19 protein-coding genes and 1 tRNA gene are annotated in these 21305 nt (G+C 59.9%); 9 read left to right on the top strand and 11 right to left on the bottom strand.

What is annotated here, in order from left to right; translation table 11 throughout:
* Window positions 1–136 precede the first annotated feature (136 nt).
* A complete protein-coding gene (locus QN222_RS16885; protein ID WP_283963397.1) occupies window positions 137–589 on the top strand; it encodes a DUF2155 domain-containing protein in 453 nt (150 codons plus the stop codon).
* Window positions 590–631: 42 nt separating this feature from the next.
* Here the strand turns inward: QN222_RS16885 and aat are convergent, their stop codons facing one another.
* From aat to QN222_RS16860, 5 genes are all read right to left on the bottom strand, one after another.
* A complete protein-coding gene (aat, locus tag QN222_RS16880) occupies window positions 632–1246 on the bottom strand; it encodes a leucyl/phenylalanyl-tRNA--protein transferase (protein ID WP_283963398.1) in 615 nt (204 codons plus the stop codon).
* A 9-nt stretch (window positions 1247–1255) separates the two neighbouring features.
* Window positions 1256–2599 (bottom strand): acetyl-CoA carboxylase biotin carboxylase subunit, encoded by a 1344-nt coding sequence (gene accC, locus QN222_RS16875; RefSeq protein ID WP_283963399.1) that lies wholly within the window; start codon window positions 2597–2599, stop codon window positions 1256–1258.
* Window positions 2600–2611: 12 nt separating this feature from the next.
* Window positions 2612–3088, bottom strand: coding sequence for an acetyl-CoA carboxylase biotin carboxyl carrier protein (accB, locus tag QN222_RS16870; RefSeq protein WP_283963400.1), 477 nt, complete (start codon window positions 3086–3088; stop codon window positions 2612–2614).
* Window positions 3089–3112: 24 nt separating this feature from the next.
* On the bottom strand, window positions 3113–3559 hold the full coding sequence (aroQ, locus tag QN222_RS16865) for a type II 3-dehydroquinate dehydratase (protein WP_283963401.1): 447 nt from the start codon (window positions 3557–3559) through the stop codon (window positions 3113–3115).
* 156 nt (window positions 3560–3715) lie between these two features.
* The gene (locus tag QN222_RS16860; protein WP_283963402.1) at window positions 3716–4480 is read right to left on the bottom strand and encodes a DsbA family protein; all 765 of its coding nucleotides are present in this window, start codon (window positions 4478–4480) and stop codon (window positions 3716–3718) included.
* Window positions 4481–4794: 314 nt separating this feature from the next.
* On the opposite strand from QN222_RS16860, the gene QN222_RS16855 reads away from it, so the two are divergent.
* A complete protein-coding gene (locus QN222_RS16855; protein WP_283963403.1) occupies window positions 4795–5952 on the top strand; it encodes a pyridoxal phosphate-dependent aminotransferase in 1158 nt (385 codons plus the stop codon).
* A gap of 140 nt (window positions 5953–6092) precedes the next feature.
* Here the strand turns inward: QN222_RS16855 and QN222_RS16850 are convergent, their stop codons facing one another.
* On the bottom strand, window positions 6093–8873 hold the full coding sequence (locus tag QN222_RS16850; protein WP_283963404.1) for a ribonuclease E/G: 2781 nt from the start codon (window positions 8871–8873) through the stop codon (window positions 6093–6095).
* A gap of 819 nt (window positions 8874–9692) precedes the next feature.
* Here QN222_RS16850 and QN222_RS16845 point away from each other — a divergent pair.
* The 3 genes from QN222_RS16845 (at window position 9693) to prfB (ending at window position 14958) form a co-directional block, all read left to right on the top strand.
* Window positions 9693–10850, top strand: a complete 1158-nt coding sequence (locus QN222_RS16845; RefSeq protein ID WP_283963405.1) for an N-acetylmuramoyl-L-alanine amidase — start codon at window positions 9693–9695, stop codon at window positions 10848–10850.
* A gap of 369 nt (window positions 10851–11219) precedes the next feature.
* Window positions 11220–13673: a penicillin-binding protein 1A gene (locus QN222_RS16840; RefSeq protein ID WP_283963406.1), complete on the top strand. Its 2454-nt coding sequence runs from the start codon at window positions 11220–11222 to the stop codon at window positions 13671–13673.
* A gap of 153 nt (window positions 13674–13826) precedes the next feature.
* A protein-coding gene (prfB, locus tag QN222_RS16835) for a peptide chain release factor 2 (RefSeq protein ID WP_283963407.1) occupies window positions 13827–14958 on the top strand; the annotation gives its coding sequence in 2 pieces (ribosomal slippage) (window positions 13827–13895 and window positions 13897–14958; 1131 coding nt in all).
* A 68-nt stretch (window positions 14959–15026) separates the two neighbouring features.
* Here prfB and QN222_RS16830 read toward each other — a convergent pair.
* Window positions 15027–15536 (bottom strand): hypothetical protein, encoded by a 510-nt coding sequence (locus QN222_RS16830; protein WP_283963408.1) that lies wholly within the window; start codon window positions 15534–15536, stop codon window positions 15027–15029.
* Between the two features lie 112 nt (window positions 15537–15648).
* The gene (locus QN222_RS16825) at window positions 15649–16422 is read right to left on the bottom strand and encodes an NAD kinase (RefSeq protein WP_283963409.1); all 774 of its coding nucleotides are present in this window, start codon (window positions 16420–16422) and stop codon (window positions 15649–15651) included.
* Between the two features lie 153 nt (window positions 16423–16575).
* Between QN222_RS16825 and QN222_RS16820 the strand changes: the two genes are divergently transcribed.
* The 4 genes from QN222_RS16820 (at window position 16576) to QN222_RS16805 (ending at window position 19149) form a co-directional block, all read left to right on the top strand.
* A tRNA-Thr gene (locus tag QN222_RS16820) sits at window positions 16576–16651 on the top strand.
* Window positions 16652–16771: 120 nt separating this feature from the next.
* On the top strand, window positions 16772–16981 hold the full coding sequence (locus QN222_RS16815; RefSeq protein ID WP_283963410.1) for an XRE family transcriptional regulator: 210 nt from the start codon (window positions 16772–16774) through the stop codon (window positions 16979–16981).
* A 192-nt stretch (window positions 16982–17173) separates the two neighbouring features.
* Window positions 17174–18481 (top strand): hypothetical protein, encoded by a 1308-nt coding sequence (locus QN222_RS16810; RefSeq protein WP_283963411.1) that lies wholly within the window; start codon window positions 17174–17176, stop codon window positions 18479–18481.
* 35 nt (window positions 18482–18516) lie between these two features.
* The gene (locus QN222_RS16805) at window positions 18517–19149 is read left to right on the top strand and encodes a hypothetical protein (protein ID WP_283963412.1); all 633 of its coding nucleotides are present in this window, start codon (window positions 18517–18519) and stop codon (window positions 19147–19149) included.
* 215 nt (window positions 19150–19364) lie between these two features.
* Here QN222_RS16805 and QN222_RS16800 read toward each other — a convergent pair whose 3' ends face one another.
* From QN222_RS16800 to QN222_RS16790, 3 genes are read right to left on the bottom strand one after another with little or no spacing between them, the layout of a single operon-like run.
* Window positions 19365–19577 carry a hypothetical protein gene (locus tag QN222_RS16800; protein WP_283963413.1) on the bottom strand — a complete coding sequence of 71 codons (213 nt, stop codon included), beginning with the start codon at window positions 19575–19577 and terminating at the stop codon, window positions 19365–19367.
* Window positions 19574–19996, bottom strand: coding sequence for a hypothetical protein (locus QN222_RS16795; RefSeq protein ID WP_283963414.1), 423 nt, complete (start codon window positions 19994–19996; stop codon window positions 19574–19576). The genes QN222_RS16800 and QN222_RS16795 overlap by 4 nt, the downstream gene beginning before the upstream one ends.
* Before the next feature lie 12 nt (window positions 19997–20008).
* A complete protein-coding gene (locus QN222_RS16790; protein WP_283963415.1) occupies window positions 20009–21055 on the bottom strand; it encodes a hypothetical protein in 1047 nt (348 codons plus the stop codon).
* Window positions 21056–21305 lie beyond the last annotated feature (250 nt).

Below are 21305 nucleotides of genomic sequence, written 5' to 3'. Positions count from 1 at the left end.
GCCTGAGCCTGGAGCAGTTCCGGGGGAATCGGTTCGCCATCCGGAAAAGCGGAAAACGAAGAGTTCGAGTTGGTTGGTGTTTCAATCGGAAACGAACCGCTCCAGGAACGAATAGGAAGCGCGGGGGACTGGCGGAATGGCAGGTTTCTGTCTGCAGAATTTGATCAGCCTGGCGGCCCGTCGAGCAGGCCTTGCGCTCCTGATGGCGCTGCCGTTGATGTCCTCCACCGACCTTGCGCGGGCAACGCGTCTTAACAATTCCGTTGCGGTCTTTTCCGGTATCGACAAGATCACCGGCCGCATCACCACGTTCGACGTCTATATCGGCGAAACCGTGCAGTTCGGCGCGCTGCAGGTTACCCCACGCGTCTGCTACAGCCGTGACGACACTGAGGCGCCGAAGACGACGACTTTCGTGGAGGTCGACGAGATCACGCTTGACCGCAAGATCAGGCGCATCTTCACGGGCTGGATGTTCGCTGACAGCCCGGGCCTGAATGCGGTCGAGCACCCCGTCTACGACGTTTGGCTGCAATCCTGCAAGGCGACGTCCGACCTGCCGCCGCCGGACACGGCAGCGAAGCAATAATCTTCGGCGGCAATCGCTTGTCTGAGCTCCGATTGAGCGCGGTTAAAAGGCCAGGTCCCGCGAGGCCATCGCCTTTGCCAGCAAAATCTCGTACTCGGCTTTGGGCACATCGATTGCACCGAAGGATTTCAGGTGTTCCGTCGTGAACTGCGTGTCGAGGAGTTGAAATCCCTTCGCCCGCAGCCGTTCGACAAGATGGACGAGGCAAATCTTCGAGGCATCGCTGCGGAGCGAGAACATGCTCTCGCCGAAGAAGGCGGCGCCGAGCGAGACGCCATAGAGACCGCCGACGAGGGCGTTATCCTGCCACGCTTCGACGCTGTGGGCGTAACCCATTTGGTGAAGGGCCGCGTAGAGCGAACGGATCTTGTCGTTGATCCAGGTCGTCGGCCGGTCCGGCGCGGGCTTGGCGCATCCATCGATCACTGCTTCGAAAGCGGTGTTGTAGCGGATCTCGAACGGGCGCCGACGGATCGTCTTCGCCAGGCTGCGTGAAATGTGGAAGGCGTCGAGCGGTATGATCCCGCGTATTTCCGGCTCGACCCAGAAGAGTTCCGGGTCGTCGGCCGAGTCGGCCATCGGGAAGAGACCGATCGAATAGGCGCGCAGCAACATGTCCGGCGTTATGTCCGGTTGTTTGCTGCGCGTCCCTTTCAATTCTTTGTCCTATGCGGATGTTGCGGCCAGATGATGTTCTAGCCAGTGGATGTCGTAGTCACCGTTGGCGATGTCCTGATTGTTGATCAGGTCCTGGAACAGCGGCAGGGTCGTCTTGATGCCGTCGATGACGAACTCATCGAGCACGCGGCGAAGCCGCATCATGCACTCGACGCGCGTCCGGCCGTGGACGATCAGCTTGCCGATCAGACTGTCGTAATAGGGCGGAATGCGGTAGCCCTGATAGGCGCCGCTATCGACGCGCACGCCGAGGCCGCCCGGCGCATGGAAATGCGTGATCGTGCCCGGGGAGGGCACGAAGGTGCGCGGGTCCTCCGCATTGATGCGGCACTCGATCGCGTGGCCCGAGAAGACGACATCTTCCTGCTTGACAGAGAGACCGGCGCCGGAAGCGACGCGAATCTGCTCGTGCACGAGATCGATGCCCGTGATTGCTTCGGTAATCGGATGCTCCACCTGCAGTCGCGTGTTCATTTCGATGAAATAGAACTCGCCGTCCTCGTAGAGGAACTCGATCGTGCCGGCGCCGCGATATTTCAACTTTTTCATCGCATCGGCACAGACCTGGCCGATCTTCATACGCTGGTCGACGTTGAGGGCAGGGGAGTTGGCTTCTTCCCAGACCTTCTGATGACGGCGCTGCAGCGAGCAGTCGCGCTCGCCGAGATGGATCGCATTGCCTTCGCCGTCGCCGACGACCTGGACTTCGATATGGCGCGGCTTGCCGAGGAACTTTTCCATATAGACGGCGTCGTTGCCGAACGCTGCTGCCGCTTCGGAGCGCGCCGTTGCAACGGCATGCTCGAGGTCGGCTTCGGTTCTTGCGACCTTCATGCCGCGCCCGCCGCCGCCGGCCGTCGCCTTGATCAGTACCGGGAAGCCGATCTTGCGGGCGACTTCAAGCGCATTCTCCGGCTTCACTTCGCCATCGGAGCCCGGAACGACCGGAATGCCAAGCGCTTCCGCCGTCTTCTTGGCGGTGATCTTGTCGCCCATCAAGCGGATGTGCTCGGCCGTCGGACCGATGAAGGTGATGTCGTGCGCGTCGAGGATGTCCGCGAACTTGGCGTTCTCCGAGAGAAAGCCGTAGCCGGGATGCACGGCATCCGCGCCGGTGATTTCACAGGCGGCGACGATCTGATGAATATTGAGATAGCTCTCGCGTGACGGCGGCGGTCCGATGCAGACGCTTTCGTCCGCGAGACGAACATGCATCGCGTCGCTGTCAGCCGTCGAATGCACGGCAACGGTTGCGATGCCGAGCTCCTTGCAGGCACGCAGCACCCGCAGGGCGATTTCGCCGCGATTGGCAATGAGGATTTTCGAGATCATCGCCACCGTGCCTTACTCGATCACGATCAGGGGTTCGCCATATTCGACCGGGGCCGCGTCCTGAACGAGAATTTCGGTGACCTTGCCGGCGCGTGGTGCCGGAATCTGGTTCATCGTCTTCATCGCCTCGATGATCAGGATTGTCTGGCCTTCCTTGACCATTGCGCCGACTTCGATGAAGGGGCGGGCGCCCGGGGCCGGAGCCAGATAGGCCGTCCCGACCATGGGGGCGGTTACGGCATTCTTGGAGCTGCGGCCGCTCTCGGCAGCCGGCTGCGGTGCCACGCCGGGCTGTGCGACGGCGACCGGGGGCGGCGCTTGATAAGTGGGCATTGCCGGCATCGACATCGCGACGGGCGTTCCGTTGCGCGAAACGCGGATGCGCAAGTCTTCCTGCTCGACCTCAATCTCGGTCAGGTCGGTATCCTTGAGGATATTGGCGAGATCGCGGATCAGCGCCTGGTCGATACCCGGTTTCTTTTCAGCCATGGGAATATGAGCCTCGTGTTCTTCTTATTTCGACGTGTCCGTCAGGTTCTTTAGCGCATGCAGCGCCAGAATGTAACTCTGTGCGCCGAAGCCGCAGATCACGCCCTTGACGGCTGGCGCGATCATCGACTTGTGGCGGAATTCCTCGCGCGCATGGATATTGGAAAGATGCAGTTCCACCACGGGAACCGTAATCGCACGAATTGCGTCATGCATTGCAATCGACGTGTGGCCATAGGCGCCGGGGTTGATCGCAACGCCCGCGGCCTTGTCGCCGGCTTCGTGCAGCCAGTCGACAAGGGTGCCTTCGTGGTTCGATTGTCGGAAGTCGACGTCGAAGCCCAGCAACTTTCCCTCCGACTTGCACATGGCCTCGATATCGGAGAGCGTTTGGCCGCCATAAATGCCCGGTTCGCGCTTGCCGAGCGCGTTCAGGTTGGGGCCGTTCAGCACAAAAATCGTCGAGGGCATAAGGGATTCCGGTCCGATGATGGAGGGTTACCTATAGACTGATGGTCCCGCGAGGGAAAGCCCCTTGGGTTCCCGGGGAATTTGTCCACAAGTGATGGCGTTTGAGGGGAGCGCGACCTGGGGAAGGCCGCTTCACATTTTGCGGAGCTCGCGGGTTCAGCAGACGGTTTTCCCGCAGCTGCGCATGTTTTCCACCTTAGTGGAGATCTCGTCGGCCCCGACGGCCCCAAAGACGGCTTCGTTGCCGATCACATAGGATGGTGTGCCGGTGATGCCGAGTTCATTTGCGAGCGAATAGGCCTCGCGCACCGCAGGGTCCTGCGGCTCTTTTTCCATTTTCGCACGCAGTTGCTCTTCGGTGACGCCGAGTTTTGCCGCAACGGCAATCGCCGTTTCCTCTGTCGCCCGTTCCTCGCCGCCGAGCAGAGCCCGGTGGAAGTCACCGTATTTCTCGGGGGCGATCAGACGAAAAGCGGCGCTGACCTTGTGGGCGGCAAGGGAATCGGGTCCGAGGATCGGCAGCTCTTTCAGCACGAAACGGACGTTCTTGTCCGTCTTGAGGATCTGATCCATGTCTGAGAGCGCCCGTTTGCAGTAGCCGCAGTTGTAATCGTAGAATTCGACGATCGTCACATCACCGTCGGGATTGCCGAGCGTGACGTCGTATTTGGAGTGGAAGATCGTCTTGGTGTTTGTGGCGATCGCCGCTTCGGCCGCTTCTTGCTGCTTGGCGCGCTGCTTGGCCGAAAGCGCCTCCTGCACTTCGAGCATGACCTCCGGATTGGCGAGCAGATACTCCTTGATGAAGGCGCCGAACTCTTCTTTCTGCTTTGCATCGAGCGCGGCGGCCGTCTGCGGCAAGGCTACGCTGGCAGCAAGGGCAAGCAGCGTTCCGGCGGCAATCATCTTCTTGAAGGTCATTCTTTCCTCGTTGTCTTTCCGTACTCTGTCTGTCGTTCATTTCGCACGGTTGCGTCAATGTGCGTGTTTGAAAGACAACAATTTTACAACATTCGCGCACTCTCTTGATGCGAGCATAGGATGCGCCGCGGCGAAACGAAACGGCAAAATCGGCGGAAATGCGGCACTCTCGCACTTGTGAAGCGCGAAATGATCAGGCAAAGGGGCGCTGATACGGTCCCGCTTCTACAGCAAGGACGCTGTAGCACTTTGAATGGCGGCATGTTTCCTTAAATCGTCTACGATTCAGGGAAACATGCAGCAGAGGATTTGCATTGACACAGATGTCGAAACGCAGCGCCGTCGAGCCCTTTCATGCCATGGATGTGCTGGCGGAAGCCACGCGGCGGCGCGATGCCGGCCATCCAGTCATCTCGATGGCGGTGGGGCAACCCGTCCATCCAGCCCCGAAGGCGGCACTTGAAGCGGCAAGGCGCGCCCTCGAGCACGGCCGTCTAGGCTACACGGACGCACTCGGCACGCTGTCCTTGAAGACCGCGATTGCCCGCCACTATCACAGCCGCCATGGCATCACCCTCGATCCTCAGCGGATTGCAGTCACGACGGGCTCGTCGGCCGGCTTCAATCTAGCGTTCCTCGCGCTCTTCGATCCGGGCGATTGCGTTGCCATCGCGCGTCCGGGATATCCAGCCTATCGCAACATCTTGCAGGCGTTGGGTCTCATCGTCGTCGAGGTCGAGGCGGGCAGGGAGGCCGGCTTCACCCTGACGCCGGAAAGCCTCGCGCGCGCAGCCGAGCGCATCGGCAAGCCGCTCAAGGGCGTGCTTCTTGCAAGCCCGGCCAACCCCACGGGAACCGTGACGGGACGAGCCGGCCTCAAGGCGCTCGCGGACTATTGCCACGCCGAACGGATCACCTTCATTTCCGACGAGATCTACCACGGGCTGACGTTCGTCGGCGAAGAGGCCACCGCGCTCGAGGTGACCGACAACGTGGTCGTGATCAACTCCTTCTCGAAATACTATTGCATGACCGGTTGGCGGGTCGGCTGGATGGTGTTGCCCGAGGCGCAGGTACGCGGCTTCGAGCGCCTGGCACAGAGCCTCTATATTTCGCCGCCGGAGCTTTCCCAGATCGCCGCCGAGGCGGCGCTCGATGCGCATGAAGAGTTGGACGGCTACAAGGCAGCCTATGCCGCCAACCGGGAACTGCTGATGAAACGCCTGCCGCAAATCGGGCTTGCAATCGCCTCGCCGATGGATGGCGCCTTCTATGCCTATGTCGACGTCAGCCGCTTCACCAATGACAGCATGGCCTTTGCGCGGCGGATGCTGGCCGAGATCAACGTGGCGGCGACACCCGGTTTCGATTTCGATCCGGTGGAAGGGCACCGGACAATGCGGTTCTCCTATGCCGGTTCCGCAGCCGAGATGTCGGAGGCGATGGATCGTGTCGCCCGGTGGCTCGCCTGATCGACTCCACTTGAAGTCGTTATGGCCGCCCGCCGTGATTGCACCACTGCGATGAACGACATGCGTCAGTAGCCGTAGCAGGCAAAGAAAAAGGCCCGGAGCGAAACCGGGCCTTTCGTATGGTTCACGCGATCTTTGGCTCAGAAGAAGCCGCGACGTTGCCACCAGCCGCCCTTTTTCGGCTTCGGAGGCTCCTCGTCGTTGTTCTCCGTCTTGCTCGAAACATTCGAAGTGATGACCGGTTCGGACGCGATCGTCGCCAGATCACGATTGGCCCTCGCAGGCTTCACGCCTTCGAGATCGGCTTCGGCTTCTTCGACAGCCTCCGTTGCAGGATCTACTGGCTCCGGTTTCTCCTCGACTGCCGTCTGTGCCGCCTCGTCGGCGTTGGCATCGGCCTTGGCCGCCTTCTTGCGAGTACGCTTCGGCTTGGCCGGCTTCACTTCTTCCGCCACTGTCTCCACGGATGCAGCCTCGGCCGAAACCGCGTCCGCGGCTACCGGTTCAGCTTCTACCGCTCCTTCCACGGCGGCGTCTTCGCCGGCAGCCTCCGCGGCGAGATCGCCGGCGGTTTCGCCTTCGGTCGTTTCCAGCTTGTTGCGGCGGCCGCCACGCTTGCCGCGGCGACGACGCTTGCGCTTGTCGCCATCCTCCGCTGTTTCGGCAGCCTCCGGAGCGTGTTCCTCGTCCTCGGCCTCTTCGGCTTCACCGGCCGCACTCTCCAGCGTCTCGTCAGCTTCGGCTACGACGGCTTCCGGCGTCTGGCCGCCCTTGCCGCGGCGACGACGACGGCGCTTGCGCTTGCGGCCGCCTTGTTCGTCGGCCTGCTGCGCCCTTGCCTGCTCCGGACGCTCGGCAGCGGTCTCTTCCGCTTCCTCCTCGTCCAGATCGTCCTCGATCACGACGTCTTCGTCTTCCGGTTCCGGTTCGAAATGCAGAAGCTGCTCGATCTTGACCGGATTCTCGACCGGCTCGCCGCGGTCGATCGCGAAATGCTGCGCGCCGACATGGGCATCGGCCTCGATGATGATCGAGACGCCGAAGCGCTGTTCGTAATCCATGATCGTGCCGCGCTTCTGATTGAGCAGGTACAGCGCGATTTCCGGGATCGTGCGCACGGTGATGTCGTGCGTCGTGTTCTTGAGCAGATACTCCTCGATGCCGCGCAACACGTGCAGCGCGACGGACGACTGCGAGCGGACGTGACCGGTGCCGTTGCAGTGCGGGCAGGTCTGCATCGTGCTTTCAAGAACCGAGGCACGGATGCGCTGGCGCGACATTTCGAGCAGGCCGAAATGCGAGATCCGGCCGACCTGGATGCGCGCCCGATCGTTCTTGAGGCAGTCCTTGAGCTTCTTCTCGACCGCGCGGTTGTTGCGCTTCTCCTCCATGTCGATGAAGTCGATGACGACAAGCCCGGCGAGGTCGCGCAGACGCAATTGCCGCGCCACTTCCTCAGCAGCCTCCAGGTTCGTCTGGAGGGCGGTATCCTCGATCGAGTGCTCGCGCGTCGACCGGCCGGAGTTGACGTCGATCGAAACGAGCGCTTCGGTCTGGTTGATGATGATATAGCCGCCCGACTTCAGCGTGACCTGCGGCTGCAGCATGCGATCGAGCTGTGCCTCGATGCCAGAACGCGAGAAGATCGGATGCACGTCGCGATAGGGCTGCACGACCTTCGCATGGCTCGGCATCAGCATCTTCATGAAGCCCTTGGCTTCCTTGTAGCCTTCCTCGCCGGAAACGATGATCTCGCTGATGTCCTTGTTGTAGAGATCGCGGATCGAACGCTTGATCAGGCTGCCTTCCTCGTAGACGAGGCAAGGCGCGGTCGAATTCAGTGTCAGCGTGCGGACGTTTTCCCACAGGCGCATCAGATATTCGAAGTCGCGCTTGATCTCGACCTTGGTGCGGTTCGCTCCGGCCGTGCGCAGGATCACGCCCATGCCCTGGGGCACTTCGAGGCCGCGGGCGATTTCTTTGAGCCGCTTGCGGTCCTGGAGGTTGGTGATCTTGCGGGAAATGCCGCCGCCACGCGCTGTGTTCGGCATCAGAACCGAATAGCGACCCGCAAGCGAAAGGTAGGTGGTGAGCGCAGCACCCTTGTTGCCGCGTTCTTCCTTGGCAACCTGGACCAGCAGGATCTGCCGGCGCTTGATCACTTCCTGAATGCGATATTGCTTGCGGGGCTTGCGGACGTGGCGGTCCGGCACCTCTTCCATGGCGTCTTCGGCGCCGACGGATTCGATTATTTCCTTTTCGCCGTCATGAGTGTCGTCGTCGTCATCATCATCGTCGCGACGACGGCGCGCGTCGACATCTTCGGAAATCGAATCGGTGTCGACCATGGCGGCCATCTCGCCGCTACCACCCTCTTCGCCGGCGTCCTGGCTCTCGGCCGCCTCAGAAGCCTCTTCGACAGCCTTCGCCTTGGTGCGACGGGCGCGCTTCGGCTTTGCCTTCGCCTTCGCCTTCTCGACGACGGCTTCGGCTTCCGCCGGCGCCTCGGAGGCTGCTTCGACAACCTCGGACACCTCGGCAACCTCTGCAACGGTTTCGTGCTCGGCTTCGACCGGTGACGGCCTCTGCTCGCTTGCCGTCTCGACCGGCTCGACGTCGTCGTCGCGGCGGGCCTCTTCGGCCTCAGCCTTCAAAAGAGCCTGACGATCGGCGAGGGGGATCTGATAATAGTCCGGATGGATTTCGGCGAAGGCCAGAAACCCGTGGCGGTTGCCGCCGTAGTCAACGAAGGCGGCCTGGAGCGAAGGCTCCACCCTGGTCACCTTGGCCAGGTAAATATTGCCGCGGATCTGCTTCTTATGTTCCGATTCGAAGTCGAATTCTTCTATGCGGTTCCCGCGAACGACAACGACGCGCGTCTCCTCTGCGTGAGACGCATCGATAAGCATTTTCTCTGCCATCTAAGCTGTGCTCCTCGGCGCAACAGTGAAACGGCAGACAGGCCTGCTTCCTTGGGAAGGCTGTCAAACACGTCGAAAGCTGCGCCGGATGTGAAAGGTCCTGTTTGGTGCAGGCGATGGTGCAGCAGCCAGACGGCAGCCGGAACGGTGACGTCCCGGGGCCTCTTTACTTCTGACCGATACTGCTGAGTCACATCAAAGACCAAACAAGAATGCCAATGTCCTGGACCTCCAAGGGGAGGCCCGATGAATGCGCCCGCTTGCGGGCATCTGGTGAAAAACACCGTCAAGAACTCCGGCCACCGCCGGAAATTTGCGATCCAGTATACGGGGAGGAAATGCAGCGACGGCGGATGAACACCTGCGGCCGCGTAAGGCATGATACGGTTGCAACCGGCAGTTCCGGCTCGATCATTCCTGGCGCCAAGCTCTGGAAAAGCTCCGGCTGCCCGGCCGACGATTCTATCCCGTCAACACTTTCTCCTTGTGACGCTTTTATGGTTTCTATGTCACATTGGCAAGGGAAAAGCCTTTGCCGCCACAATATTGATCGATTCGCTTGCCCCGGTGAAATTGATAGATAAGGAACGCATTCGCGCCAGCGAGTCGCGCTGCGACGGGGCCATCATGAGGATTTTGTCAAGATTTGGTTAACCATGAGGGTTCATTGGTTGAGGGGTTGATGGTTTTGTCGGAAGGCAGGCCGCGTTATCTGAGGAAATTTGTGGGGAGCCCGGAGTGATGCCTTCGGCGAAACGTTTGCGATCTGTGACGTTATGGCGTCGCTCTCTGCGCGCAGCCGCCTTTGCATTTGCTGCGATGACCGCCACTGCGGCCGACATGCGGGCCGCCGAACCACTGCTGGTCTTCGGTGCCCGGATCGCTGGTGATGATGCCCGAACGCGCATCGTGGTCGAATTCGACCGCAAGCCGGAATTCTCCATCCATTATGTCGCAAATCCGGTCCGCGTCATCGTCGACCTGCCGGAGACGTCCTTCGGACTGAAGCCGGAGAGCCTCGAACCACGCGGGCTTTTCGACGCCATCCGCTATGGGGGAATGGGGGTCGGCACGTCGCGGCTCGTCTTGTCCGCCAAGGGGCCGGTGGAAGTCAGCCATGCGGAGGTGAAGCCGGAAGAGGACGGCAAGAGCTTCCGGCTCGTCCTTGATGCCGAGAAGATCGACCAGGCCCGTTTCGACGAACTTCTCGGCGGCCAGCAATGGTCGGGAACGACGCGTGCGGTAAAGACCGATCGGCCGGTTGCCGCGGTGAAGGATCCCGGCGCCTTTGTCATTGCCGTCGACGCCGGCCATGGCGGGATCGATACGGGCGCAATCGGCAACGTCACCAAGACCGAGGAAAAGCACGTGACGCTCGCCTTCGCGGAGGAACTGGTCGCGACGCTCAAGCGCGAAGCCGGCGTCGAGGCATTCCTGACCCGCGACCGCGACGAGTTCCTGTCGCTGCCGCAGCGTGTGCAGGTCGCACGGCAAAAGGGCGCCAACCTGTTCATCTCCGTTCACGCCGACACGCTGAAACAGAAGGACATTCGCGGGGCCACGGTCTATACCATTTCCGACAAGGCATCCGACCATCTCGCAGCCAGTTTGGCCGAACGCGAAAACCTGTCCGACGAGATCGCCGGAATACCGCTGCAAAGCGAACCGGCGGAAGTGGCGGACATCCTGATCGATCTCACGCGACGCGAAACCCAGGCCTTCTCGGTCAATCTCGCGCGCACCGTCGTTTCGTCCTTCGAGGGGCAGATCAAGCTGATCAACAATCCCCATCGTCACGCGGGTTTCCGTGTCCTGCAGGCGCCGGACGTGCCGTCCATCCTGCTCGAGCTCGGCTTCCTTTCGAATAAGGACGATGAGAAGCAACTGCTCGATCCGGAATGGCGCAAGAAGGTGTCGGCTCTGCTTGCGGTGGCCGTTCGACGCTATCGCGAGACGGCGGTCGCAAACGGCGGCTAGTCAATTCCGGGTTCCGCACAATCGGCGGGAGCCCCACGGCGTATGGGAAGTGATTTGTGTCGCCCGGGTAACAGCTATATGCTTTTCAACAGGATGCGCACGGGATAATCGGAAACCAGCCCTATTTTACTCACATTCCGGGGCACTTAGGAAAAAGGTGCCCGGATTTGTTGGGGAACAGTGTTGATGCTTGACCTTCCTCGCCATATGAGGGAGCGGCAGAAACGCGTAGCCGCAATACCAGACGATTTCTGACGAAGAGTTTTGGCGAGGTCGATTTCGTTTGCGAGAACACGAAGCCTTCGGGCCTTCGCATCATCCGACGACGACCTGGCAATGGGACGATAATTAGGTACCGGTATCTGACTGATGATCAGACTGATTGGATATTTTTTCGGCATTGGTGCGTTTCTGCTGCTTGGCGTTGCTGCGGCCGTCGCGATCTACCTTGGCGCCATCACCAAGGATCTGCCGGACTACGAGGTATTGGCGAATTACGCGCCGCCGGTAACCACGCGCTTTCACGCCGGCAATGGCGCTTTGATGGCCGAATATGCACGCGAGCGGCGCCTCTATCTGCCGATCCAGGCGATCCCGGACCGCGTCAAGGCGGCCTTCATTTCCGCCGAAGACAAAAATTTCTACCAGCATCCCGGTGTTGACATCACCGGTCTTTTCCGCGCCATCGCCGTCAACCTGCAGAACTTCGGCTCCGGCCGGCGCCCGGTCGGCGCTTCGACGATTACCCAGCAGGTGGCGAAGAACTTCCTGCTGACCTCCGACCAGACCATCGATCGCAAGATCAAGGAAGCGATCCTCTCCTTCCGCATCGAGCAGGCCTACAGCAAGGATCGAATCCTCGAGCTCTACCTCAACGAAATCTTCTTCGGCCTGAACTCCTACGGGATTGCCGGCGCCGCGCTGACCTATTTCGACAAGTCGGTGACCGAACTGACCGTGGCCGAAACCGCCTATCTCGCTGCATTGCCGAAAGGGCCGGCCAACTATCATCCGTTCCGCAAGACGGAAGCCGCGATCGAGCGCCGCAACTGGGTGATCGACCGGATGGTGGAAAACGGCTACGTGACCAAGGCGGACGGCGAAGATTCGAAGAAGCAGCCGCTTGGGGTCACCCCGCGTCGCGGCGGCGCTCACCTGTTCGCGTCCGACTTCTTCGCCGAGGAAGTGCGCCGTCAGATCATCCAGAAGTATGGCGACAACGCTCTTTACGAAGGCGGCCTTTCGGTGCGCACGTCACTTGATCCGCATCTGCAGATCGTGGCGCGCAAGGCGCTGCAGGACGGGCTGTTGAACTATGACGAGCGCCGCGGCTTCCATGGCCCGATCAAGACCATCGAGATCGGCGGCGACTGGGGCGAGCCGCTCGGCAAGATCACTGGCCTGAGCGATGTGCCAGAATGGAAGCTGGCGGTTGTCCTTTCGGTCGATACGGAAGGCGCTGAGATCGGCATCCAGCCGGAGAAGGAAGCATCCGGCAAGATTGTTCCGGAGCGCGCGACAGGGCACATCTCGGCAAAGAACATGCAGTGGGCGTACCGTTCCGCCGGTGGCCAACGCAAGACCGCCAAGTCGCCGGAAGGCGTGCTCGGCCCGGGTGATGTCGTCTATGTGGAACCGACCGGCCAAGACGGCGAATATCGGCTGCGCCAGCCGCCGAAGGTGCAGGGTGGGCTGGTTGCGATGGATCCGCATACCGGCCGCGTGCTGGCGATGGTCGGCGGTTTTTCCTACGGCCAATCGGAGTTCAACCGTGCGACGCAAGCGATGCGCCAGCCCGGTTCGTCGTTCAAGCCCTTCGTCTACGCGGCCGCGCTCGACAACGGCTACACGCCGGCTTCGGTTATCCTCGATGCGCCCATTGAGATCGTTGCCGGCGGCCAGGTCTGGCGCCCCGAAAACTATGGCGGCGGCTCTGCCGGTCCTTCGACCCTGCGTCTAGGCATCGAGAAATCGCGCAACCTGATGACCGTGCGCCTTGCCAACGACATGGGCATGAACATCGTTGCCGAATATGCCGAACGTTTCGGAATCTATGACAAGATGGCGCCGCTGCTTTCGATGTCGCTCGGCTCGGGCGAGACCACAGTGTTGCGCCTGGTTTCGGCCTATGCGGTCATCGCCAATGGCGGCAAGCAGATTAAGCCGTCGCTGATCGACCGGATCCAGGACCGTTATGGCAAGACCATCTTCCGCCACGAGGATCGGACTTGTGACAACTGCAACGCCGACGACTGGGACAGCCAGGATGAGCCGGTGCTGACGGACAACCGTGAGCAGGTCCTCGATCCGATGACGTCCTACCAGATCACATCGATGATGGAAGGCGTTATCACGCGCGGTACCGCGGCCGGCAAGATCAAGCTCGATCGTCCGATTGCCGGCAAGACCGGGACGACGAACGACGAGAAGGATGCCTGGTTCGTGGGTTATACGCCCGATCTGGTGGCCGGCCTCTATCTTGGTTTCGATGATCCGGCGCCGCTCGGTCGCGGGGCGACCGGCGGCAGTCTTTCGGCGCCGATCTTCAACGCCTTCATCCAGGAGGCGGTCAAGGGCACGCGTCCCAGCAAGTTCGTGGTGCCGGAAGGCATGAGCCTCATTCCTGTCAACCGAAAGACAGGCATGGCAGCTGTCGAAGGCGAGCCGGATACGATCATCGAAGCCTTCAAGCCGGGCACGGGCCCCGCCGATTCCTTCTCGGTCATCGGCGGTCTCGACCAATATGTGCCGCCGGAGGAGATCCTGAGGAACTCGCCGCAGGCCAACCAGGCGGTGACCTCCGGCTCGAACGGCCTGTTCTGATCCTTTCCATCCGATGCATGTCGCCCAAAAGTGTGCTGCGGTTTTGGGATAACGACATGCACAGAGAAGAAGCGCCGCCCGTCGCCTTTACATCGGCGGCGGGCGTCGCTATTTGACGCTCACGTTTTTTACCGGTTCACAAGAAGCAGGATCATGCGAAGCGAAATCGAGAATATTGTCGACGAAATCAAGCAGGCCATAAGCCTGCTGAGGAGGCATCTTTGACTGGGATCAGGCGGTAAGACGACTGGACTGGTTGAACAACAAGGCGGAGGATCCGTCGCTCTGGAACGATGCCGCCGAGGCGCAGAAGCTGATGCGCGAGCGCCAACAACTCGACGACGGCATAAACGGTCTGCGCCGGTTCGAGCAGCAGCTTAACGACAATATCGAGCTGATCGAACTCGGCGAGGAAGAAGGCGACGCAGCCATCGTTGCGGACGCCGAGGAAGCGCTGAGAGAACTGCGCAACGAGGCCGCGAAGAAGCAGGTCGAGGCCATGCTTTCCGGCGAGGCGGATCAGAACGACACCTATCTCGAAGTCCATTCGGGCGCCGGCGGCACGGAAAGCCAGGACTGGGCGAACATGTTGCTGCGCATGTACACCCGCTGGGCCGAGCGCCAAGGCTATAAGGTGGAACTCATGGAAATCCAGGACGGGGAAGAGGCCGGCATCAAGTCCGCCACGCTCCTCGTCAAGGGCCACAATGCCTATGGCTGGCTGAAGACGGAGTCGGGCGTGCACCGGCTTGTCCGTATCTCGCCCTACGACAGCAATGCCCGGCGGCATACGTCGTTCTCATCCATCTGGGTCTACCCGGTCGTCGACGATTCGATTCAGATCGATATCAACGAAGGCGACTGCCGGATCGATACATACCGTTCCTCGGGTGCCGGTGGCCAGCACGTCAACACGACCGATTCCGCCGTGCGCATCACGCACATGCCGAGCGGTATCGTGGTGCAGTGCCAGCAGGAGCGCTCGCAGCACAAGAACCGGGCCAAGGCCTGGGACATGCTGCGCGCGCGGCTTTACGAGGCCGAGCTCAAGAAGCGCGAGGAAGCGGCAAATGCCGAGGCGGCCTCCAAGACCGAGATCGGCTGGGGTCACCAGATCCGTTCCTATGTTCTGCAGCCCTACCAGTTGGTGAAGGACTTGCGGACCGGCGTCGAGAGCACGAGCCCCGGCGATGTGCTCGACGGCGAATTGAACGACTTCATGGAGGCGGCTCTGGCCCACCGTGTGCAGGGCGGTGCGGATGCCGTTGTCGACGACCTGAACTAAAGCAATTCCAGGAGACTGGATCATTGGAGGCCGGGTGCTTGCGCCCGGCCTTCTTTATCATGGCGGTGTCAGTTTGTTGCACGCTCAATCTTGATGTCACCGACGTCGTCGATCACCACTGTCCAGGACTCCGGTTCCTTGGCCGAAGGGTCCGTCTTCAGATAGACGGTTGCGAACATCCCCGGTTGCGGGGTGATGCCGGTCGATGTTTCCGGCCGAATGTCGGTGACATAGGGTTTCAATGCGGTGAATTCTTCCAGCTCCGCCGACGAAACCACTTCGGGGCCGGCGGGTGTCGAGGCAATTTGCTGAAGATGCACCTGAGCGGTGCCGTCGCTCTGGCGAACGGCAATGAGCTTGTAATAGCCACGCTTCCCGCCCGAGCTTCCCTGCGAACCGGAGGGAGCGCCACCGGTATTCTCCTCCTCACCATCCTGCGAAAGCGCGGCACCGCTTTCTTCCCAATAACCGGTGCTGGTCACGAAGGTAATGTTCGAGGGAAGGATGGCGGATTCCTGCGCCCGCAAGTTGCTTGCGGGAAGGGCGAGGTAAAGCGCGAGAAGCAGGGTCTTATACATCGGTCGACGCATCCTCCAGAAATGCCTGATCAGCGGGGGACCAGCGGCTACCGTTTTGGACCATATCACATCCGTCTTGCAACGTGTGATTTCAATTGGGCAACGTGTGATTTCAATTGGAGAATTGCTCGGCCAGAATGCGGTCGGACCAGGAATGATCCGGGTCGGAGAGGATGCGGGCGGTCAGTTTTTCCGATTCGGCAATCCGAACCTTGACGACCGACTTTACCTCCTGGTGATCGGCGACCGCGTTGACCGGGCGCTTGTCCGCCTCGAGGATCTCGATCTCGACGGTGACGTGATTGGGCAGCAGCGCGCCGCGCCAGCGCCGCGGGCGGAACGGGCTGACGGGTGTCAGCGCCAGCAGCGGCGCTTCCAGCGGCAGGATCGGTCCGTGCGCGGACAGGTTGTAAGCCGTCGAGCCCGCCGGCGTCGCCAGGAGAAGGCCGTCGCAGGTCAGTTCCTCAAGCCTCGTTTTACCGTCGATGATGACCTTCAGTTTGGCGGCCTGGTAGGATTGGCGGAACAGGTAGACTTCGTTGATCGCCAATGCCGTGAAGATATTGCCGTTGACGTCGGTCGTCTGCATCTCCAGGGGGTGAAAGGCATTCTCGACAGCCCTTTCGATGCGCCGATGCAGGTCTTCCGTGCTGTAGCGGTTCATCAGAAAGCCGACCGAGCCACGGTTCATGCCGTAGACGAGCTTACCGGTGTTCATCGTCTTGTGCAGCGTATGCAGCATGAAGCCGTCACCGCCGAGCGCGACGATCACGTCGGCTTCTTCCGCTTCGTGGTTGCCATAAATGGCCTTGAGATCCTTGGCCGCCTTTTGCGCCTCTTCTGCCGGAGAGGCGAGGAAGGCGAGTGTGTTGAACTTGCGGGCCATGAAACTCAGTCCGTCGTCTTGAAGGGCAGGGCGGTTGTATTGCTAACCCCATTTTCTGGCACGGCCTTGCCGCGAACGCACCCGAAAAATTGGGAGAAGTCGCATTTTTGCTTTACACGGATTCAGAATATGATAACTCCCAGCGCGGAAAGTGCCCTTATAGCTCAGTTGGTAGAGCGGCTGATTTGTAATCAGTAGGTCGGGAGTTCGAGTCTCTCTGGGGGCACCAAAACGCCTCACAAAATCAATACGATAGAAAACCGGAAGCGAAACGGTTGGTTTTCAAGTGTATTTTTTCGCGAGTTTTTTCGCGAACTTCTCCACAAAAAGGTGGCATATTGGCGTGGTTATGCGCCAGTCGACACCCGCCGAACGGTTCGAGGCAATGATCGAGGCCTTGCGCCGCAACGGCATGAGCTATGGCGAGATCAGCCGGGAAAGCGGCGTCGGGCGCTCCACCTGCTGGCGCGGCGGCAACGGCGAGATCCGCCAGCCCTCGCACCAATGCTTCGAACGGATCGAGCGCGTCTATCAGGCGCGATGCCGGGAGACAAAATGAGCTGCATCCGGGCCGTGCTGAGGGTGTCCAAGGCAGTTCCTAATCCCAGATAACGTGTAGCGACATCCTCACCCAATTAAACTTGTCCACAGAAATCCAAATGATTCTGGTTCGCACCACCTAGCGTTGAGGTGCTTTGGGCGAACGAGGCTGCTAGAGGTTTCCCATGGCATTGCAGGTTGGGGAACCGAGATGACGACGCTAAATGAATCCGCCAAGTGCTTCGATGAACTCGCCGCGCGCATTGAAAAAGTATGGTGCGCTGTCGTTCCCAAGGACAAGACCTTCCTAGAGGTGCAAGGTTGGCCGCACATCGCTCTTACACCAGAGGATGCGGCACTTTTGGCAAAAGACATCGCCACTCGAATTAGAAAGCAAGGAGAAGATCTTAATCCCGACTACTGGGAGCAGATGGCATCCCAAGCCAAGCAGATTACATTCGCCAACTTTAGCAGCGATCCCAACCAGGTATCTAAGTCGACCTTCGACTTTCTCACACTCTGTTCACTAAACCTCCCGACCCGGCCCGCCGATGTGAATTGGGACAAGGTGAAATCTCAATCATATATCCCCCGAGAATTATCCAGACGTATCACCAGCATGGAAGGGCGGCTTAAAGCCCTTGAGCCAAGAGCCGAAACTGTCCAGGCAAAAATCGAGGCTATTGAGGCAGCTCACGATGCGGCAGATCGCCTTCCAACGGATATGGAGGAGCTACGTCGAAGCAATTCGGAGCTTCGACTGCTGTTGTCAGAGGCCACAAAAAATGCTGGCGAGATTGAACGTAACTTGGGCTTGGTAGGCAAAGCCACAACAGAAATTGAACGGTTTCACGCGGAGACGGCCACACTCGTACAAAAGTGTAATGAAAACTATAGGATCACTACTTCCGCCGGCCTCGCCGCCGCGTTCGACCAACGCTCAAAAACCCTGAGCAAGACAGCATGGGTCTGGGTCGCAATTCTCGCCGTGGCACTAGTTAGTGCGGTAGTCATCGGATCTAGTCGCCTCGACAGCATTAAAGGTCTTTTGACCCAAAGCACCCCAACCTCATTGATCATTCTAAACATCTTGGTGGCCATTGTTGGCGTGGGCGGTCCAGTCTGGTTGGCTTGGCTTGCGACCAGAAACATCGGCCAAAGCTTCAAGCTGTCCGAGGACTATGCCTTCAAGGCATCGATCTCAAAAGCCTACGAAGGCTATCGGAAGGAAGCTGTGAACCTCGATGTGGAGTTCGCGAAACGTCTATTTGGGTCGGCTTTAACTCGTCTTGACGAAGCCCCGAGCCGCTTCATCTCTGAGCGAGACCACAATTCTCCTATGGAAGCACTTCTGGATAGCCCCGCAATCAAGGCTTTCATCGAGGCATTCCCGGAGGTCAGGGAGAAACTGGCGTCGTTCGTCGTCGAGCAGAAAGGACTTCTGGTGGAAAAGGCGGTCTCTACTCTTCGGGAATCGAGAAAGGTAAGGGGCGCACCCGAAGCTAAAGAGGAAAGTTAGGGCCCTTAAGGGATCAGAAATATGAAGGCCGACCCATGCAGTTTTCATCAAAAATTCTTGATACCTATTTCGCCCCCTACATCTCTGAATTGCAGTCAGCGATTGTACCCGAGATCCCTGCTGCAGTAGATCAGCGTCTCTCCTTTGCTTTTAATCATGAGCTTGGAGCGAAGCGTTTCAAGCGAATTGCTCATTTAGCCACCATTGGCGCTGCAATGAGCCATCACGTGACCTCAAATCGGGCGTATCTCAGTGCAAGAGAGGGTGTTCACGCTTATCTCGCGGCCCTCCCAGAGCATAACCAGCTTCACAGCTTAACAAAGGCCATATCGCACTTCGAGACCTGCATACTTCACTGCCACATATCGGCCCTTTGCCTTCACAACATTCACGTCGCCTTAGATCAGAATGCGGATGCGCGAATATACAATGATCCTGACTATGAAAAGCTACGGATATTGAACAATCGCATAAAGCATTTCGATGAGGATCTGCGTAAGGGCCTCAGTGGCGAAACGCCAGTCCAAACGTATGCTATATGGCTGACCGAGACGGAAATCCGTTGCCGTGATGACGGTGTTACCTATAGCGACCTTGCACGGATATTGGTCGAACACGACCAATATCTGCGTTACTTGGCTTCGGACTTTTTCGAGTTAGGCCATTAATCGCTCGTTGCGGTAACTAGATATCGGGCCGTAGTAGCAATTCAACGACTACTCACGGCGGTTATCGTTAAGAACTGAGCACGCTTATCAGTTCGAGCCTAACGCCCACGCTCCGCCGACTCCTTGGCTATCCCCAACTGATGTAAGCTCCCACGGCGCTCCAAAAGCGTCGGATCACCCAGTGATGACGTTGGTCGTCGGCGTGCATGCCGCCGCTACGAACAGGCGCGAAATCTCAGGCACGCTTTGCCCGACTGGAGATCGCACGAAATTGTGCAATCGATGTCTGATATCGGATAGATCCTCGCCGCCAGCTCCTGCAACTGAACTGCCAGCGCGGCCAGCGCCTGATCGATAGGAATGTCGTTGTATTGCAGGCTCATAGGAAGCCCTGCGGTTGTTCCTGCCAATTGATGTCCAGCCTTCATATCGCCCTCAATCCCTTGCGCTCGCGGAGCAGCTGGCGAAGTTCCTCAAGCTGTTGCTTCGTCGCTTCCACCTCGCGTTCGAGCGTCACGACGCGGGCGCGGATCTTGTCATCGATCGAGCGTTCGAGCATGTCGCGATGCTCGCGGCTGACTTTGCGCAGCTGCTGCAGTTCCTCGCGCATCTCCTCGCGCAAACTGTCGCGTTCCTTGCCGAACTTCTGGCCGACATACTCGCCGAACTTGCGCATGACGCGTGCGCTGACGGCGCGATGCACTGCCTCGGCTGGTTCGATATGCGACGCTGGCGTCGCATTTGCCACCTTACGCGCGAGTTTCCGCCGCGCGGCCTCAAGTTCCAGTCGAAGACGGCGCTCATCGAAGGTTTCGCCGTCCGTGCGGTATGTTCCCTGCTCTGCCACCGCGATCCTCCTTCACCATGCCAGCGGTTCAGTGAAAGTGCTCGCGCCTTGCCGGACGTACCACGAAACCGGAAGGCTGCATTTCAGCGACGCCGCGTCCGTCTGCCAGAGCGAGCGCGTCGGCGCGGTCGCCACCACCGCCCCGACCGCATCCTGCGTTTGTTCAACCAATGTTGCCTCGCGCGAAACCTTGAACGTCGGCTGGCCGCCGAAACCGATAATGAGGCCGTCGCGGTCGAGCCCGATGATCCTGTCGTCCGGAACGCTCGAACTGCTCAAGACCAGACTGTCGAAGCCGAGAAGGCTGCCCGACGCCGCAAGGCCCACGCGCCGCGCCGGAGAAACGATGAAGATTGGATCGGCGGGACTGCCAAGCGCCGCGGTCAGATTCCGGACGTCCTCGGCGAAGGATGCACCTGGCGCAACCGGCATCAAATTATAGAGGACGCCAGCCGGTGCTCTTACCGTTGCCGCTTGATCGCCGAGAAAAGTTCCGTCGAGGCAAGCCCCGACCGCATCGCCGAGGATTTTGCGCAGCAACGCCTCGACACTCGGCGCGCTTCGTTCGGCGAGTTCTTCGCTGAACGTCGAAAGAACCTTGATCGAGTAAGGCCGAAGCGACGCGGCGCTAACCTCGCCGACCGCGACGCCAATTGCTTCGCCTTCGGCGACGAACGAGGCGAGGGCGCTTCCCGCGAGAACGGCGCGCATGTTTCCGCTCAAGGGGAAGCTGTGGCTGCGCAAGGCGATGGACGGAAAGGCGAAGATGTTCGAGCCGAGCGACACGACGAAATCGGCGGTGACGCTCGACACCAGTTCCGCCGCCCATCCCGGCGTTGTCGTGTTCGCTGGCGCAACTGCCGCCTTCGTCTGCCACGTCGCGGCGAGATCGTGGCGTTTCAGGTGGCCGAAGATCGCCGCCGCCGCCATCGCGACGAAGGCGTCGCCGCTTGGCCCGCCCGGCGTCCGGTCGCGCTTGCGCAGCTGGCGGGAAATGCCGACGCAAAGCTGCTTGAGATCGACGAGGCGGGTTTCGAGTTCGGCGAGGCTGGTAGCCATAAAAAACCTCCTGCCGGGAAGGAACGGTGGGAGGCGGTATCGTCTCTTGCTGGCCGATCAGCGTCTTCCACGGCAAGCGGATCATAACATGATTGTTTCGGAAGCGAAATGATTTGGCAATGGGGGCAAGCAAAAGGCCCCGGAGTTGGATGCCGGGGCCTTCGTCCATATGGATGGCAATCTAGCCTTGCTGAACCGTCGCGCTGCTTTCGCCTCGCCTAACCTTGCCAGCCTTGCCTTGCCGTGCCTT

The organism is Sinorhizobium sp. 6-70, assembly GCF_030124375.1.
GTDB lineage: Bacteria > Pseudomonadota > Alphaproteobacteria > Rhizobiales > Rhizobiaceae > Sinorhizobium.
This window is presented reverse-complemented; position numbering and strand designations above follow the sequence as displayed.